Origin of the sequence: Nocardioides palaemonis (genome assembly GCF_018275325.1) — a bacterium.
In the GTDB taxonomy this organism is placed as follows: Bacteria; Actinomycetota; Actinomycetes; order Propionibacteriales; family Nocardioidaceae; genus Nocardioides; species Nocardioides palaemonis.
In genome coordinates this window covers 2355913-2372443 of record NZ_JAGVQR010000001.1, presented here as the reverse complement: position 1 = coordinate 2372443, position 16531 = coordinate 2355913, and the positions used below count along the sequence as shown (strand labels likewise).

The following is a 16531-nucleotide window of genomic DNA, read 5'->3' as shown; positions in this document are numbered from 1 at the left end:
GTAGAGGGTGGTGGGGCCCGGCTGGTCACGCTGCCTCGAGCACCGGCTCCCAGATGAGGTCGACGTGGATCCTCGGCGACCTGATCGGGCCGGCGGGCGGCGCGGTGGACGCGTGGCGGTGACCGGTCGGGGTGGTCGTCTCGACGGTGTGGCGGGGGCCTGGGCGTGGACGAGCGGTCCAGCCGATGGCCTGCTTGGCGTGGTTGCACGCCTGGCAGAGGCCCTGGCCGTTGCGGGCCGAGGTCGGACCGCCGGCGGCGCTGTCCTCTGCGTGGTCGAGGTGCCGGATCGGTGCGTCGCACCACGGCGTGCGGCAGGTCTGGTCGCGCAGGCGCAGGAACTGCGCGAGCCTGCGGCTGAAGAGGCGTGCCCGGGAGTCCATGGCGACCAGCTCGCCGGTCGCGGGGCAGGCGTAGAGGCGACGCAGCCACACGTCGACGTCGTCGTCGAGGTGGTCGGCGATCCACTCGCGCAGGAGGTCGCCGGGGACGTCGCCGTAGCCCTCGACGTGACCGCCCCCGGGGTCGTCGCCGAGCAGGACGCTGTCGGAGACGACCAGGTTGATGACGATCGGGAGCTCGGTGCCGTCGGCGACGGCGGCGACGTGGGGCGCGACGATGCGCTGGACGAGGATGTCGGCCATGAGCTGGCCGCGGCTGCGGGGGTCGCCGGCAGCGCGCAGCCGGTCGGCCTCGCGCTGGAGCACGGCGTGGACCGCGACGCCGTCCTTCACGGGGAGCAGCGCGCCGAACCAGGCCATCGTGTCGGGCGCGGGCCGCAGGCTGGTGTAGCGCTCGGACTCCGCGCGGCGCCGCCTGTCGGCGACCGACGCCGGGTCGAGGGCGCACGCCCGCGCGCGGACACGCCCGGCGAGCTCGCGCTCACCCATGGCCTCGAGGGCGTCGGGGTCGCTTCCGAGCTCGGCGTCGACCAGGCGCCGGTGGTCGCGATCGAGGCACGCCGTCTCGCGCGCCACGAGGGTCGCCTTCCACTCGGTGATGCGGCCCTCGCGCAGCGCGCGCAGCGTGAACGGCATCTCGTCGCGCAGCACCTTCGCCAGGCTGAGGTGGCGTGAGCCGCGGTGCGGTGACTCGCGGCGGGCGAGGGCGACCTGGGCGGCGATCCCGCGACCCTGCCGATCCGGGGCGACCCCGGCCGCGGCCGCGGCGGCTCGCATCGACGCGTCGAGGTCGGCAGCGAGCACCGCTTGCGCTCCCGCCGCGGCGCAGGTGAGCTGCTCGAGCGCGCGCAGGAGGTCGATGCGCTGGGCGTCGGTCAGCTCGCGCGCCTCACCCTGCAGCCCGGCGATCCAGGTCGTGACGTCGGCGGCCGCGGGCAGCGTCGCCACCTTTGGTGCCCGCCCGTCGTCTCTTACCTCGATCATGTGTTCGATGCTAGGGGAGGGGTCCGACAGTGGCTCGATTGTCTGCGCAGGCTGATACCTGTTCTCTTGCAGGTGTGACAGATGCAGTCGGCCCCGATTGCTGTCGTGCGTCGAGCTGAGCGTCCACCGGCATGCTGCGCTCAGCTCTCGTCATGCGTCCTCGACCCTGTCGAGCCACTTGTGCGGGACCTCGCTCGTCCGCGCGACGTGCACGGTGACATCCGCGCGCAGGTCCGACCCTTTGACGATGGCCCGTGCGACGGGCAGCCGGTCCTTGCTGGCGACGAACGCGACGAGGTCCTGTACTTGCTCGCTGATGGCTTTGCTCATCACGCCAACGCGTTGGCCGTCGAGGCGGACTTCCACGAGCCGTACGGCTGCTCCGGCCTTTCGGGCCTCGTCGACGACGTGAAGTGTGGCTGCCACGTGGCGGGGGTCGGTTCCGAGCGCAAAGGTGCGCAACACGTCCATGTGGAGTTCCTCGCCGGTGATCTGGATGGCTCGGCCCCAGGGCAACACACTGTGTGGTTCGTCGGGGAGGTCATTGAACGGGGTGATACCGGCGGATTCGGGCAGTCGAACGCTGACGCTGCCTCGAACACCGCCCTGTCGTGGTTCGCCCGTCTCTCGGTCCCAGTCGTCCCGTCCGATCCAGACTCGAGCCGGCACCTGAAGATAGGAGCCACTCTCGAGTGTCTCGAGCTTGGGTGCGTACTCGGCTGCGACGTTCCGTGGAAGGTGCCCAACGAGGTGCCTTCCGCCTACCCACACGGCAATGGCATTGGGGTCGAACTTGTTGTCCGGGTCAGCGACGATCGCCGCAACGGCTTCTGGGACCTCGTAGCCATGGTCTGGCACGCTGCGCTGGCCGTACTCAGCGGCGATCGCTCTGAACGCTTCCTGGTGGAATGACTCCCCGACAATCTCCTGGTAGGCGAGCTTCTCGGACCATGGCGAGAGAGGTTTGCCGAATGGCCGTGAGACTCCACGCGCCGATTGGCGAGCCGAGGGGGCGCTTGCTATCGGCTCCTGTCGTTCGGGCGTCGGAGCGTAGTGGTCTGTCCAGACGGCACCGTCCCAGAAGCGAAGCTGTCCCGACCCAGCCGGGTCGAGGTACCAGTCCGGCTTGGGACTCGCAGGTGCAGTTGACGGCTTGTTACGGCTGAACCAACCCATGCACGGAAGGTTAAGACCGCAGTGGACAGTTCGTCAGGGAAAGCTTGCGCTGTGAGCAGCACGATCTCGCTGATTGAGTAATCGTCTGAGTCGACGAGTGCCCTCGCTAGTCGGTCAGCGGACGATGCGCCGCAGCGACCGAAGAAGCGCTTGATGCGCTCGACAGAGTCCACTCGACACTCCCACCCAGCAGGACCGCGTGGTGGACGCCGCCGTGGTACCGCTTGATGACCAGCACCTCCGGGCCGACCCTGACGGTCACGGGCCATCCCCACAGGTGGCCCGGCGCCACGGCCCGGTCGGTAGCGTCGATCGTGACGACGTCGGGAGGTGTGCGGGTGCAGGATCCGGGGGCGCGCACGCACGGCGACGTGACGCTGGTGGTCGGCGCCTCGAGCGGCATCGGTCGCGCCACCGCGCTGGCGCTCGCGCGTCGCGGTGACCACGTCGGCCTGCTCGCCCGCCGCGTCGACGACCTCGAGGAGGCCGCCGCGGACTGCCGCTCCGCGGGCGCGGCGTCGGCCTGGGTGAGTGCGTGCGACGTCACGGTCGACGACGACGTCGCCGCCGCAGTGCGAGACGCGCGTGACCGGCACGGCCGGGTGGACCGCGTCGTCCACTGCGCGGGCATCGTGACCTACGGTCGGACCGAGGACGCGGACGCCGACCATGCTCGGCAGGTCGTGGACACCAACCTGCTGGGCGCGATGGCCGTGGCGCGCCATGTCGTGCCGCTGCTGCGCGAGCAGGGTCGCGGCACCCTGGTGCTCGTCGGGTCGCTGCTCGGGCACGTCGCAGTGCCGGGGATGACGCCGTACGTCGTGTCGAAGTGGGGCGTGCGGGCACTCGCCCGCCAGCTGCGGATCGAGAACCTCGACGTCCCCGGGGTGCGCATCGTGCACGTCTCGCCCGGCAGCGTGGACACCGAGATCTACGACGAGGCGCTCGACGACGCCGGCGCGGTCAACGTCCCCCCGCCGCCGGTCCTCTCGCCCGAGGCGGTCGCCCGGGTGGTGGTCCGCGCCGCGGAGCGCCGACGGGGCACAGTGCAGACCTCGGTCGCCAACCACGCCCTGATCGCGGCCTTCGTGCTCGCCCCGCGGGCGTGGGACCGCCTCGTCGGCCCGGTCTTCGAGCGGGTGTCGCACCGCAGGCGCGACTCGGGTGCGCGGACCGGGCAGGTGCGCGATGGCTGAGCAGGAGGCGGCGGCACGCGCGGTGCTGGTGGTCGGCGGCACGTCGGGGATCGGGCTCGCCACGGCGCGGCGGCTGGCCGCGGAGGGAGCGCGCGTCGCGGTCGCGGCCCGCGCGGCCGATCGGGTCGACGCCGTGGCGCGCGAGCTCGTCGACCTGGGGGCGACGGACGCGGTCGGCCTCGTGACCGACCTGGCCGAGCCGGGTTCGGCGGCGGGTGCCGTGGACGCGACGCTCGCCCGGTTCGGGCGGGTCGACGTCGTGATCACCTCCGCGCAGGTCATGGCCTACGGCACCGTGGAGCAGGTCGATGCGGAGGCCTTCGACCGGGTCACCCGGGTCGCGGTGCAGGGCACCTTCGAGCTCGCGCGCGCGGCGCTGCCGGCGCTTCGCAGGTCGGGCGGCGGCTCGCTGGTCGTGGTGTCGTCGCTGCTGGCCGAGATCGCGGTGCCGTCGATGTCGACCTACTGCACCGCCAAGTGGGGGCAGCTCGGCCTCGTGCGCTCGCTGCAGGCCGAGACCCGCCGCGAGCGCGACCTCCACGTCACCCTCGTGCTGCCGGGGGCGATCGACACGCCGATCTACGAGCAGGGCGGGACCTGGGCGGGCCGTCGCGGGCACGCGCCCCCGCCGGTCGTGGCGCCGGACGCGGTCGCGCGGGCGTGCGTACGTGCCCTCGACCGTCCGCGGCGGATGGTGCACGTCGGTCCGGCGAACCGGCTCGCGGTGGCAGGGTTTCGCCTGCTGCCCGGGGTCTACGACGTCCTCGCTCCGGTGCTGGTCGACCGCGTGGTCCTGCGCGGGCCCCGCGTCCCCGATGACCCGGGCAACGTCCTGGCGCCGCGCGCGGACCGCGAGGGCGAGCGCGGCGGCTGGCGGTGGTGGGGCGTGCGGCGTCGACGCTGACCGCGTCGCGCTCAGACGTGCCGGAGCACGACCTGCCCGCCGTCGACCTCCCAGCGCTGGTCGAGGTCGACGTTCTCCAGCAGCCGCCGGTCGTGCGAGACGAGCAGCAGCGCGCCGTCGTAGGACGCGAGCGCCTGCTCGAGCTGCTCGATGGCGGGGAGGTCGAGGTGGTTGGTTGGCTCGTCGAGGACCAGCAGGTTGACCCCGCGGGCCTGGAGCAGGGCCATCGCGGCGCGGGTGCGCTCGCCGGGGGAGAGGCGCCCCACCTCGCTGAGGACCTGGTCGGCCTTCAGGCCGAACTTCGCGAGCAGGGTGCGGACCTCGGCCTGGGTGAGGTCCGGGACGGCGGACTCGAAGGCGGCGCCGAGCGGCAGCGCCTCGTCGAGCGTGGTGCGGGCCTGGTCGATCACGCCGACGGCGACCGACGCGCCGAGCGACGCCGAGCCTGCGTCGGGGGTGGTGCCGCCGAGGAGCAGCCTGAGGAGGGTGGTCTTGCCGGCCCCGTTGGGGCCGGTGATGCCGATCCGGTCGCCGGCGTCGACCTGGAGGGACACGGGCCCGAGGACGAAGTCGCCGAGGTGGACGGTCGCGGCGTTGAGTGTGGCGACGACGGAGCTCGAACGGGGTGCGGCGGCGATGTCGAACTGCAGCACCCACTCCTTGCGCGGCTCCTCGACCTCCTCGAGCCGCGCGATCCGTGACTCCATCTGGCGCACCTTCTGCGCCTGCTTCTCCGACGACTCGGTGGCGGCCTTGCGGCGGATCTTGTCGTTGTCGGGGTTCTTGCGCATCGCGTTGCGCACGCCCTGCGAGCTCCACTCGCGCTGCGTGCGGGCGCGCGAGACGAGGTCGGCGCGGGTCGCGGCGTACTGCTCGTAGGCCTCCCGTGCGTGCCGCCGGGCGATCGCGCGCTCCTCGAGGAACGAGTCGTAGCCGCCGTCGTGGACGTGCACCTGGTGCTGGGCGAGGTCGAGCTCGACGACGCGGGTGACGCACCGGGCGAGGAACTCGCGGTCGTGCGAGACCAGCACGACGCCGCCCCGCAGCCCCTGGACGAACGCCTCGAGGCGGGCGAGGCCGTCGAGGTCGAGGTCGTTGGTGGGCTCGTCGAGCAGGACCACGTCGAAGCGGCTCAGCAGCAGCGCCGCGAGCGCCACCCGGGCCGCCTGGCCGCCGGACAGCGACGTCATCAGCGCGTCGGCGCCGACGTCGAGGCCGAGGTCGTCGAGCACCGGGGCGATCCGGTCGTCGAGGTCGGCGGCGCCGCTTGCCATCCAGCGGTCGAACGCGACGGCGTACGCGTCGTCGGCCCCGAGGTCCCCGGAGCCGAGGCCGGCCGCGGCCGCCTCCATGTCGGCCGTCGCACGGGCGGCGCCGGTGCGGCGGGCGACGTAGGCGCCGACCGTCTCGCCCGGCACCCGCTCGTGCTCCTGCGGCAGCAGGCCGACGAACGCGTCGCTCGGGGCGCAGGAGACCGTGCCCGCCATCGGCTCCGACGCACCGGCGAGGAGGGAGAGCAGCGTGGACTTGCCGGCCCCGTTGGCCCCGACGACTCCGATCACGTCGCCCGGGGCGACGGTGAGGTCGAGCCCCTCGAAGAGCACGCGGTGACCGTGTCCGCCGGACAGGTCCTTGGCGACGAGCGTGGCTGGCACGGCGCGGAGCCTATCGGCCGGACAGCGAGCGTGCGCCAGTGGAAGACTCGTCACGTGTCCACCGCCGCCACCGCCGACGTCCGCGGCGCGTGGATGCGGCGCGTCGGCGTGCTGCTCGTGCTCGCCGGGCTCGTCCTCGGCGGCTACGTCGCGTGGCAGCTCTGGGGGACGAACGTGGTGTCCGGGCGGACCCAGCGCGCGCTCGTCGAGGACGCCCGCCGGGCGTGGGCCGAGGACGGGGGAGACCGCGCGTCCGGCTCCCTGGACACCGACCACGGCACCGTGTCGGCGATCGTGCACATCCCGCGGTTCGGCGCCGACCACGCGGTGCCGCTGCTGGAGGGCACGGGCGACGACGTCCTCACCGCGGGCCTGGGGCGCTTCACCGACGGCGCGGCGCCGGGCGGGAGGGGCAACTTCGCCCTGGCCGGCCACCGGGTGACCCACGGGGAGCCGCTGCGCGACATGCCCGACCTCCGGCCGGGCGACGAGGTCGTGGTGGAGACGCGGTCGTGGACCTACACCTACGTGCTCGACACCGGGGGCGCCGACCTGACGGTGCCCTTCACCGGGACCTGGGTGCTCGACCCCGAGCCGTCGAACCCGGTCGGGTCGGTGGGGCCCCGGCCGGGGGAGGACCACCTGCTCACCCTGACCACGTGCGCGGAGCTGTTCCACACCGACGACCGCCTCGTCGCGTTCGGGCACCTCGTGTCGCGCGAGCGCACGGAGCCTTGAACGGCTCAGGACTTACGGCGTCGCCTCGCGGCCACCACCAGCGCGACTCCGCCGGTCACCATCAGCAGCGATGCCGCCGCGAGCCACGCGGGCGGACCACCGGTGTCAGGAAGGTCCCGGAACCGCCGTCGGCACCGCCGCCGCCGGCTCCCGGAGGGTCGGTGGGTGTGCCGGTGGGTGTCGCCGTCGGTGACGTGGTGGGGGAGGTGGTCGGGGTCGGCGAGGTGGTCGGCGAGGGGGTCGGCGAGGTGGTCGGCGAGGTGGTCGGCGTCGGCGCCGCGGTCACGAGGGCGAAGTCCTGGCCGCCGCGGACCTCGCCCGCGGCCGTGATCGTCACGGTGCGTGACGCCGTGCCCTCGACGACGGTGCCGCCCGGTGCGGTCACCGTGATCGTCCACGTCCCGGCGGGCAGGTCGTCCAGGAAGTAGCGGCCCTCGGCGTCGGTGGTGAGCGTGCGGGTGCCGCCCGGTCCCTGGACGGTGACGGTGACCCCGGGTGCGGGTGAGCCGTCGAGCGTGACGGCTCCACCGAGCGCGCCGGGACGCGTGAGCGCCGCGTCCTGCCCGGTGAGCCCGCCCGCGGGCACGGTGATGGTGCGGGGGCCGGGCGCGATCCACCCCTCGGGGGCGACGACCTCGAGGGTGTAGTCGCCCGGCGGGAGGTCGTCGACGTCGTAGGTGCCGTCGCCCCTCGTGACAGCCGTGCGCGCGGGGCCCCCGCCGACGGGGGTGAGGACCACCTGCACGCCGCCGAGACCCGCGCCGCCACCCGTGACGGCGCCGCTGACGGCGGGCAGGTCGACGAGGGTGAAGTCGAGCCCGGTGACCGGGGTCGTCGCGACCTCGATGCCGCCGATCTGGACCCCGCCCGGCCCGGCGGTGTAACCGGTCGGCACCTGGATCGCGACGGTGTAGCCGGTGCCGGTCGCGTTGTCGTCGAAGAGGTAGGTGCCGTCCTCGCCGGTGGTGGTCGTGGCGGCGCCGCCCGGGCCGGTGAGGGTGACCACGACACCGGCGACCGGGTTGCCCGCGTCGTCGCGGACGGTGCCACTGACCGGCTGCGGGACGACCGCACGGACGTCGAAGTCCGCCCTGCTGGCCGCGTCGCCGTCGTTGCCCCGGTTCGACACCTCCTGCTCCGCCGGCCCGAGGACGACGCAGCCGTCGGGGACGTCGAGGCGTACGACGTAGCCGACCTGCGTGGCGAGCTCGCCGAAGTCGTAGGTGCCGTCGGGGGCGGGGGTGGTCCGTGCGAGCACGGTGCCCGTCGGGGAGAGCAGCTCGAGGTCGGCGCCGCCGGGAGGGCACGCCCCGGTGGTCGACATGTCGGTCACGGCGCCTCCGATCGGACGGGCCCGGCTGACGAACCACGTCTGGTAGACCGGGAAGCTCGCGCGACGGGTGAAGGTCAGGGTGAGGCTGGTGATCGGGACGTCGGGCTCGAACCACCCGCTCGCGCCGTCGGTGTCGACCGCTCCGGCATTGCCGGTCAGCGTCGACGTCGCGGTGTCCCAGGCCGGCAGGTCAGCACCGCCGGCGTAGTTGAAGCTCCCGCGGAACCACGAGCCGACCTCGGTGGCAGGGACGGCCGACCCCGCCTCGTCCGTGGCCGTGACGCGGACTCGGTCGGCGTCGATGTCGCCGAGGACGAAGGCCCAGCCGGTGTCGGGGGTGGGGGCGTCGAAGGTGTACGTCGTCGTCGAGGGGGAGGTGGGCGCGTCCGCTCGGGGGCGCAGCACGAGGTACGCATTGCCGGCGCTCGTGCCGTACTTCGCGCCCGGAGGGGTGCCGCCGCCGAGGACGGCCGAGGAGCCTCCCGCCACCTGGACCGGCGCGCGGGAGTCCGTCGCCTCCGCCCCGCGGGGCGCTCCCGAGGCCCCGTCCGTCGCACGGGCAGGCTAGCCGCCGACCACTCCTCGCCGACAGACCCCGATCAGGGGCCGGGACGCGCGCTCGGCGATGATCTCCCGGTGCGGGGGCGTGGGGTGGCGGCAGTGGTCGCGGGTGCGGTGCTCGGACTCGGCGGGTGCGCGGGGCTGGGCCCGATGGACGGTCCCGGCGACGAGGCGCCCACGCCCGGGCCGCCGTCGGCGACGTCCGGCCCGCAGGCGCGTGAGGAGGGTCGGCGGCTGCTGACCCGGCTCCGTGTCACCGAGCGGACCCGTCCGGACACCTACGACCGGGACGCGTTCGGATCGGCGTGGGCCGACACCGACGGCAACGGCTGCAACCAGCGCGACGACGTCCTGCTGCGCGACGCGCTGCCCGGGACCGTGACGACCGCGGTGCAGGGGGCGTGCGACCACGACGTGCTCGCCGGGTCGTGGCGCGACCCCTACACCGGCGCGATGCTGGCCTTCGACGACCTCAAGGACCTCGCGCAGGCGCAGGCGATCCAGATCGACCACGTCGTGCCGCTCTCGGAGGCGTGGGCGTCGGGGGCGGACGACTGGGACGACGAGCGCCGGCGCACGTTCGCCAACGACCTGCGCAACCTGCTCGCCGTCGACGGCCCGACCAACGCGGGCAAGGGTGACGACGACCCGGCCGCATGGCGGCCGAGGAAGGGCTACCAGTGCGCGTACGCCGTGCGGTGGGTGACGGTCAAGAGCCGCTACGACCTGGCCGCCGACGCCAGCGAGGTGCGGGCGCTGGAGGAGATGCTCGAGCGCTGCTGAGGCGGTCCAACCCCTGCGGGGGTGGGGTGCGCCCGCTCCGGGGTGGTGGTGTCGTGCCATGGACCTCGGCATCGCAGGCAGGACGGCACTCCTCACGGGCGGCGCGGGCGGCATCGGTCGCGCGACCGCGGCGGCGCTGGTCGCCGAGGGAGTGCGGGTGGTGCTCACGGACACCGACGGCGAGGCGCTCGAGGAGGCGCGGGGGTCCCTGCCGGACGACGCGACGGTTCACACGGTCGTGGCGGACCTCGCCGAGGACGGTGCCGCCGACCGGCTCGGGAGCGAGGTGCGCGACGCGGTCGGCGCCATCGACGTCCTGGTGCACGGGGCCGGCGTGACCGGGCCCACCGGTCCCTTCCACGAGCTCGGTGACGACGACTTCGTCGAGGTGCTGGAGACGAACCTGATGTCGGCGGTGCGGGTGACGCGGGTGTTCCTGCCCGACCTGCGGCGCGGCTGGGGCCGGATGGTCTTCCTCAGCTCCGAGGACGCGGTCCAGCCCTACGACGACGAGCTGCCCTACTGCGCGGCCAAGGCCGGCCTGCTCGCCTTCGCCAAGGGACTGTCGAGGACCTACGCGTCGGAGGGCCTGCTGGTCAACAGCGTCGCACCGGCCTTCATCAGCACGCCGATGACCGACGCGATGATGGACCAGCGCGCCGAGGAGCAGGGCACCACCCGCGACGAGGCGATCGCGTCGTTCCTCGAGGAGGAGCGTCCCTTCATGGAGCTCGGCCGCCGCGGCGAGCCGGAGGAGGTCGCCGCCGTCATCGCGTTCCTGTGCTCCGAGCGGGCGAGCTTCGTCAACGGCGCGACCTACCGCGTGGACGCCGGTTCGGTCGCCACGCTCTGAACGACGGTGACCGGGCCACGTGCGCTGGTGGTGGCGGCGCCGGGGAGCCTGAGGGTGACGGTGGTGCCCCGGCCGGGTTCGGCGGCGACGCTGACGGTGCCGCGGTGCTGCGAGAAGCCCTCAGGTCAGCGTGTCGCGGAAGGCCCGGTGGAAGGTCCACGCGGCGTGCCGACGGCGCTCCTCGCCCTCGATGACGCCGGTGTGGAGGTAGTCGGTGAAGCCGGGCAGGCCCGACGCCTCCTCCTCCGAGATCTCGCGGTAGTCCATCCGCCACGCGGGGAAGTGGCGCTCGTCGATCTGCTCGCGGCGCACGATGAAGACCTGGTGGTGACGCGGGTCGGCGTCGATCAGGGTGAACAGGGCGTCGACGTGGTCGGCCGGGCCTTCCAGCGTCTGGATGAAGCTGCCGTCGGAGTAGAGCATCATCCCGGTGATGCCGAGCCGCTCGTTGTTGGCCCGAGCGTGGGTGAGCAGTCGTGCGAGGTCGTCCCGGGACAGCAGGTCGACGGCCGAGCTGAGGTAGGTGAGTGAGAGCACGGGTCTCCAGACGGTGGTCGGCGGACGGTCCGCCAACCGGTGCACGTACCCCGAAGCGGCGCGGCCAATCCCTCAGGTCGGTAAAGGCAGGCCTACATCCGCTCCGGCCCGGCCGCCGTCCCAGGTCAGGAGAGGCGCTGGGCGATGGTCAGCACGCGGGTGACCAGGTGGTCGAGCGCGGTGTTCGCGGTGTCGTCCACGCCGCCCGCACCGGTGACCACGCCGACGCCGTAGGGGTTGCCGTCGTTGAACTTGGTCTGGTCGGTGTAGCCCGGCGGCACGATGATGCCGCCGAAGTGGCAGAACGTCGTGAGCATCGCGAGGATGGTCGACTCCTGGCCGCCGTGGAGCGTCTGGCTGGAGGTGAACGCCGCGTAGACCTTGTCGGCCAGCCGGCCCTCCTGCCAGAGCGGGCCGAGGGTGTCGATGAAGGCCTGGAGCTGGCTGGTGACGTGGCCGTAGCGCGTGCCCGACCCCATGATCACCGCGTCCGCCCAGGCGAGGTCCGCGGGCTCGGCGACGGGCTGGTCCGCGACCGACGCGGCGTGGGCGGCCCAGCCGTCGACGGCCTGCACCACCTCGTCGGGAGCCGTCTCGCGGACCCGGCGCAGCCGCACCTCGGCGCCCTGCGACTCCGCTGTCGAGGCGAGGCGCGACGCCATCTCGTGGGCGGTGCCGTAGCTGGAGTAGTAGATGATCGAGAGCTTGGTCATCCCTCGACGGTACGGGCGTGTGGCGCGGGCCACACGCCCCTACGGGTGCTCAGTGCAGGCCGGTGTCGGCGCCCGTCAGGGCCGGTCGACGGAAGCGGGCGGTCCACCCTGACCGGCTCGGGGCGGCGCAGTAGGGGCCGGCCGTCGCAGCGCGCGAGCCGTCGAAGGGGACCAGCCGCACCAGCTGCCACGCCCCGCGGTCGGGCCGGGCACGGACGGTCACGCTGTCGTCCGCGACGCTCACCCGGATCCGGACCCACGTGCCGGCCCAGTCGTCGACCGGCGCGGTGGACCAGTCGGACCGGCCGTCGGTCATCACCACGCCGAGCCCGAGGCGGCCGTCGGCGAGCTCGAGGCCCGCCTTGAGCCATCGCTCCTCGTCGACGCGGAGCAGGACGCCCGCCTGGTCGAACTGCTCGGACATCGAGGCGTGGACGTCGACCTCGAACGCCTGCCCCGCGGCGATCGGCTGCAGCAGCGCGTGGGCGCTGTCGCGCACGAACCCGTAGCTGGTGTGCCGCCACAGGTCGCTGCCCTTCGCGGCGTCGACCACCAGCTCGTCGTCCGGCACCCGCCAGGTCGGCTCGTGGAGCCACCGCGAGCCGGCGGTCCAGTCCGTCGCGTCCACGAGGCGAGCCTAGCCTCGTGGAAACCCTTCCACCGCCGCACGGGTTGGCGCTAGCGTCGTTCCATCGCGTCCAGGGGGAGGAAGCGGGTGGGTGGATGAGCGAGGACGGAGCGGAGCGCGGGTCGGGCGAGCCGTCGCTGGAGACGGTCGACTTCGACCGGCTGCTGCGCGAGGTGCTGAGCCGCGTGGAGGGCGTGCTGGACGAGAGCGAACGGTTGCGGCACCTGCTCGACGCCGTCGTCGCGGTCAGCTCGGAGCTGTCGCTGGACGCCGTGCTGTCGCGCATCGTGAGCGCCGCAAGCAACCTGCTCGGCGCGCGGTACGCCGCGCTGGGGGTCCTGACCGAGGGGCCGGACCGCAGCCTGCGGACGTTCATCCACCACGGGATGAGCGACGAGGTGGTCGCCCGGATCGGCGCGCTCCCGACCGGGCACGGGCTGCTCGGGCTGCTCATCGAGGACCCGCGACCGATCCGGCTGGAGGACATCGCGTCGCACCCGGCGTCCTACGGCTTCCCCGACGAGCACCCGCCGATGTCGTCGTTCCTGGGCGTGCCGGTGCGGACCCGGGACCGGGTCTTCGGCAACCTCTACCTGACCGAGAAGACGGGCGGCGGCGACTTCACCGGGACCGACGAGGCGATCGCCGTCGCGCTGGCGGCGGCCGCCGGTGTCGCGATCGAGAACGCGACGCTCTACGAGGAGGCCGAGGGGCGGCGCGCCTGGCTGGCCGCGACGGCTGAGATCGCCGCCCTGCTGAGTGCCGACACCCCGGTCGGAGAGGCGCTGCAGGTCGTGGCCGACCGGGCACGGTCGCTCGCCCGCGCCGACGTCGCGTGGGTGGTGACCGGCTCCACGGCCGGAGAGCTGCGCCTGGAGGTGGTCTCGGGGGCGCCGGTCGACCTCGAGGCGATGCAGGCGCTGCCCATGCGGAGCTCGCTGGCGAGCCTCGTGATCGACTCCGGCGAGCCGGTGACGGTGCTCGACCTCGGCACCGACCCGCGTGCCGTCGACCCGTCCTCGATCGCCGGGTGGCCCCAGCTCGGCCCCGTCATCGTCCTGCCGCTCATGTCGGGCACCCAGGCCGAGGGGGTGCTGTCGCTGGCCTGGACGCCGGAGCACGCCGACGGGTTCCACCGGGTCGACCCCGACCTGCCCGCGAGCTTCGCCGAGCAGGCGGCGCTCGCCCTCCAGCTGGCGCGGAGCAGGGAGGACCGGCAGCGGCTGGTCCTCTACGAGGACCGCGACCGGATCGCCCGCGACCTGCACGACCTCGTCATCCAGCGGCTGTTCGCCGTGGGGATGGGGCTGCAGGCCACCGCCAAGCAGCCCGACCTCGACGACCGGGTCCGCGGACGCCTCACCGATGCGATCGACGAGCTGGACGACACCATCAAGGACATCCGTCGCACGATCTTCGCGCTGGGGTCGCTCGGCGCGGACGCCAACCTCCAGACCGAGGTGGAGACGCTGGTCGAGCGAGCGGGGGCGGTCATGAAGCTCAACCCCAAGCTGCGGCTCGTGGGACCGGTGCGCAGCACCGTCCCGCACGAGGTCGTGCCTGACCTGCTCGCCGTGCTGGGGGAGGCCCTGACCAACGTGGCCCGGCACGCCCACGCCTCCGCGGTCGACGTCGTGCTCTCGGCGGTCGACGGCAACGTGGTGCTGGTGGTCGCCGACGACGGGCGGGGCATGGACCGGCGGGCCGCGGCCAGCGGGCTGGAGAACATGCGGGTCCGTGCGCGTCGGCACGGCGGCGACCTGCAGGTGGAGTCGGAGGCGGGCGCCGGCACGACGGTGACGTGGACGGTGCCGCTCGTCGCACCGTGAAGCCGCCTGAGTTGACCCCCACGGCCGCGCACCGCTTGCATGCACCTCGTGAGCACCCCTGACCCGCGGGAGACGGCGGAGCGCCGCGCGCGTGACGTCGTACCGCTCCGCGAGGCGACCCGCGCCTGGTTCGCGATCTCCCTGCAGACCTTCGGCGGGCCGGCCGGCCAGATCGCGGTGATGCAGCGGGTGCTGGTGGAGGAGAAGCGGTGGATCGGCCACCAGCGGTTCCTCTTCGCGCTGTCCTACTGCACGCTGCTGCCCGGGCCGGAGGCGCAGCAGCTCGCCACCTACGTCGGGTGGCTGCTCAACGGCGTGCGGGGTGCGCTGGTCGCCGGCATCCTCTTCGTCCTGCCCGGCGTGGCCGCCCTGCTCGTGCTGTCAGGGATCTACGTGGCGTACGGCGACACCACGCTCGTCGAGTCGGTCTTCCTCGGGCTCGCGCCCGCGGTGGTCGCGATCGTGGCCCAGGCCGTGGTCCGGGTGGCCCGGAAAGGTCTCGGCCACCCGGCGCTCGTCGCGGTCGCAGCCGCCTCGTTCGTCGCGCTCGTCGTCTTCGGCGTCCCGTTCCCGGCCGTCGTCGCGGTCAGCGCGGCCGTCGGGTGGGTGCTCGGGCGCCGCGTCCCCGACCTGACCCGCCCGCCACGGGCCGCCGTCGACGACGGACCGCCACCGCTGGTCAGCGACGACCAGCTCCACTCCGAGCGGCCGTCAGGGCGGCGCGCGGCGCTGACCCTCGCGATCGGCCTCGTGCTGTGGGCGGCCCCGGTCGGCGTGGCTGCGCTGCTGGTGGGGCCGTCCAGCATCTTCGTCGACCAGGGCCTGTTCTTCTCGGGCGCCGCGGTCGTCACGTTCGGCGGCGCGTACGCCGTCCTCGCCTATGTCGCGCAGCAGGCGGTGCAGGTCTACGGCTGGCTGCTGCCCGGCGAGATGGTGCGCGGCCTCGCCCTCGCCGAGACGACCCCGGGGCCGCTGATCATGGTGGTCCAGTTCGTCGCGTTCGTCGGTGCCTACCGCCACCCAGGAGACCTGGACCCGTGGCTGGCCGCCGTCCTGGCAGCGCTCCTGACGACCTGGGTGACGTTCGTGCCGTGCTTCCTGTTCATCCTGCTCGGCGCGCCCTACGTCGAGCGGCTGCGCGGCAACCGGAGCCTGGCGGACGCGCTCGCGGGCGTCACCGCCGCTGTCGTCGGCGTGATCGCGAGCCTGGCGGTCTTCTTCGCGCTGCACACGCTGTTCGACGCCACCGGCCGGCTCACCGCGGGCCCGCTCGACCTCGAGTACCCGCACCTCGCCTCGCTCGACGTCACGTCCCTCGCGCTCACCGCGCTGGGGTGCGCCCTGCTCTTCTGGCGCGGCTGGTCGGTCCTCCGGACCCTGGGCGCGTGTGCGGCCGCCGGCCTGCTGGTCGGCGTCGGGGGAGCGCTGCTCTGACTGGCAGGCTCCGCCCACGCGGGTCGCCACCCTGCAGCCCGACGCCCACTTCGGGCGGATCCTCGCCGCCTACGGAGGCGTCTTCGTCGCCGGCTCGCTGGTCTGGGGCATGGTCGCCGACGGCTTCCGGCCCGACCGGTACGACGTCGCGGCCGCGCTGATCTGCTTGGTCGGCGTCGCGGTGATCATGTACGCCCCGCGCGCTGCTGCCTGAGCGCCGCGTGCCGCACGGGGTCACTGGTCATGGCCACATGGCCACTTGGGACCGACCTGCTGGACCAATGGTCCTGCCTCGCCCTGACCACCCCCGCGGCCGACCGACGCCACCTACCGTCGGTGCGAGCACGGGTCCTGGCACGGGGGACCCCATGATCCGAGAGGTCTGGGCAGCACGCCATGGCACAGGTACTGGTCGTCGACGACGAGGACGACATCCGCGAGATCGTCGCGATGCGGGTCCGACGGGCCGGGCACGAGCCCCGAGACTTCGCCGACCCCCGGGCGGCCCTCGCGCAGGCGGGCGAGGAGCCCTACCAGCTCGCCCTCCTCGACTGGAGCATGCCGTTCATGGACGGCGGCGAGCTGTGCACCCGGCTGCGCGACCTGCCGCACCTCGCGCACATCCCGATCGTGATCGTCACGGCCTTCACCGACGAGGACACCCGTGCACGCGCGATGGCGGCCGGGGCCACCGGCTTCCTGGCCAAGCCGTTCCGCCTCGCCGACCTCGACCAGTTCGTCACCGGCAGCCTCGGCCCGACGGTCCCGCGCGCGCGGACCGCGCCCGCCTGAGCCGCGGCCACGGTG

At 73.6% G+C, this 16531-nt stretch carries 16 protein-coding genes; 9 read left to right on the top strand and 7 right to left on the bottom strand.

Annotated elements, in window-relative coordinates; genetic code table 11:
• Nucleotides 1-25: 25 nt before the first annotated feature.
• Both KDN32_RS11555 and KDN32_RS11550 read right to left on the bottom strand, forming a co-directional pair.
• On the bottom strand, nt 26-1384 hold the full coding sequence (locus tag KDN32_RS11555) for an HNH endonuclease (RefSeq protein WP_211732188.1): 1359 nt from the start codon (nt 1382-1384) through the stop codon (nt 26-28).
• 150 nt (nt 1385-1534) lie between these two features.
• Nucleotides 1535-2560 (bottom strand): DUF2510 domain-containing protein, encoded by a 1026-nt coding sequence (locus KDN32_RS11550; protein WP_211732186.1) that lies wholly within the window; start codon nt 2558-2560, stop codon nt 1535-1537.
• Nucleotides 2561-2874: 314 nt separating this feature from the next.
• Here KDN32_RS11550 and KDN32_RS11545 point away from each other — a divergent pair, with 314 nt between their 5' ends.
• Nucleotides 2875-3756, top strand: a complete 882-nt coding sequence (locus KDN32_RS11545; RefSeq protein ID WP_211732184.1) for an SDR family NAD(P)-dependent oxidoreductase — start codon at nt 2875-2877, stop codon at nt 3754-3756.
• On the top strand, nt 3749-4660 hold the full coding sequence (locus tag KDN32_RS11540) for an SDR family NAD(P)-dependent oxidoreductase (protein ID WP_211732182.1): 912 nt from the start codon (nt 3749-3751) through the stop codon (nt 4658-4660). The genes KDN32_RS11545 and KDN32_RS11540 overlap by 8 nt, the downstream gene beginning before the upstream one ends.
• A gap of 11 nt (nt 4661-4671) precedes the next feature.
• Here the strand turns inward: KDN32_RS11540 and KDN32_RS11535 are convergent, their stop codons facing one another.
• The gene (locus KDN32_RS11535; RefSeq protein ID WP_211732180.1) at nt 4672-6315 is read right to left on the bottom strand and encodes an ABC-F family ATP-binding cassette domain-containing protein; all 1644 of its coding nucleotides are present in this window, start codon (nt 6313-6315) and stop codon (nt 4672-4674) included.
• A 54-nt stretch (nt 6316-6369) separates the two neighbouring features.
• Between KDN32_RS11535 and KDN32_RS11530 the strand changes: the two genes are divergently transcribed.
• Entirely contained in the window at nt 6370-7053 is a 684-nt protein-coding gene (locus KDN32_RS11530; RefSeq protein ID WP_307853970.1) for a class E sortase, read from the top strand.
• Nucleotides 7054-7114: 61 nt separating this feature from the next.
• Here the strand turns inward: KDN32_RS11530 and KDN32_RS11525 are convergent, their stop codons facing one another.
• Nucleotides 7115-8875 carry an MSCRAMM family protein gene (locus tag KDN32_RS11525; RefSeq protein ID WP_211732178.1) on the bottom strand — a complete coding sequence of 587 codons (1761 nt, stop codon included), beginning with the start codon at nt 8873-8875 and terminating at the stop codon, nt 7115-7117.
• Nucleotides 8876-9022: 147 nt separating this feature from the next.
• On the opposite strand from KDN32_RS11525, the gene KDN32_RS23320 reads away from it, so the two are divergent.
• The gene (locus tag KDN32_RS23320; protein ID WP_211732176.1) at nt 9023-9730 is read left to right on the top strand and encodes an HNH endonuclease family protein; all 708 of its coding nucleotides are present in this window, start codon (nt 9023-9025) and stop codon (nt 9728-9730) included.
• Between the two features lie 58 nt (nt 9731-9788).
• Entirely contained in the window at nt 9789-10583 is a 795-nt protein-coding gene (locus KDN32_RS11515; RefSeq protein WP_211732174.1) for an SDR family NAD(P)-dependent oxidoreductase, read from the top strand.
• A gap of 120 nt (nt 10584-10703) precedes the next feature.
• Here KDN32_RS11515 and KDN32_RS11510 read toward each other — a convergent pair whose 3' ends face one another.
• The 3 genes from KDN32_RS11510 to KDN32_RS11500 all read right to left on the bottom strand — a co-directional run bounded on the left by KDN32_RS11510 (nt 10704) and on the right by KDN32_RS11500 (nt 12461).
• Nucleotides 10704-11120, bottom strand: coding sequence for a BLUF domain-containing protein (locus tag KDN32_RS11510; protein WP_211732172.1), 417 nt, complete (start codon nt 11118-11120; stop codon nt 10704-10706).
• A 125-nt stretch (nt 11121-11245) separates the two neighbouring features.
• Complete coding sequence (wrbA, locus tag KDN32_RS11505; RefSeq protein ID WP_211732170.1) at nt 11246-11833, bottom strand: NAD(P)H:quinone oxidoreductase; 588 nt, start codon at nt 11831-11833, stop codon at nt 11246-11248.
• A 49-nt stretch (nt 11834-11882) separates the two neighbouring features.
• Entirely contained in the window at nt 11883-12461 is a 579-nt protein-coding gene (locus tag KDN32_RS11500; RefSeq protein ID WP_211732168.1) for a DUF1349 domain-containing protein, read from the bottom strand.
• 95 nt (nt 12462-12556) lie between these two features.
• Between KDN32_RS11500 and KDN32_RS11495 the strand changes: the two genes are divergently transcribed.
• The 4 genes from KDN32_RS11495 to KDN32_RS11480 all read left to right on the top strand — a co-directional run bounded on the left by KDN32_RS11495 (nt 12557) and on the right by KDN32_RS11480 (nt 16516).
• Nucleotides 12557-14290, top strand: a complete 1734-nt coding sequence (locus KDN32_RS11495) for a sensor histidine kinase (RefSeq protein WP_211732166.1) — start codon at nt 12557-12559, stop codon at nt 14288-14290.
• Nucleotides 14291-14338: 48 nt separating this feature from the next.
• Nucleotides 14339-15724: a chromate efflux transporter gene (chrA, locus tag KDN32_RS11490; RefSeq protein ID WP_307853969.1), complete on the top strand. Its 1386-nt coding sequence runs from the start codon at nt 14339-14341 to the stop codon at nt 15722-15724.
• Entirely contained in the window at nt 15678-15938 is a 261-nt protein-coding gene (locus KDN32_RS11485) for a YnfA family protein (protein ID WP_307853968.1), read from the top strand. Before chrA ends, KDN32_RS11485 begins: the two co-directional genes overlap by 47 nt.
• A 182-nt stretch (nt 15939-16120) precedes the next feature.
• The gene (locus KDN32_RS11480; RefSeq protein ID WP_211732162.1) at nt 16121-16516 is read left to right on the top strand and encodes a response regulator; all 396 of its coding nucleotides are present in this window, start codon (nt 16121-16123) and stop codon (nt 16514-16516) included.
• Nucleotides 16517-16531 lie beyond the last annotated feature (15 nt).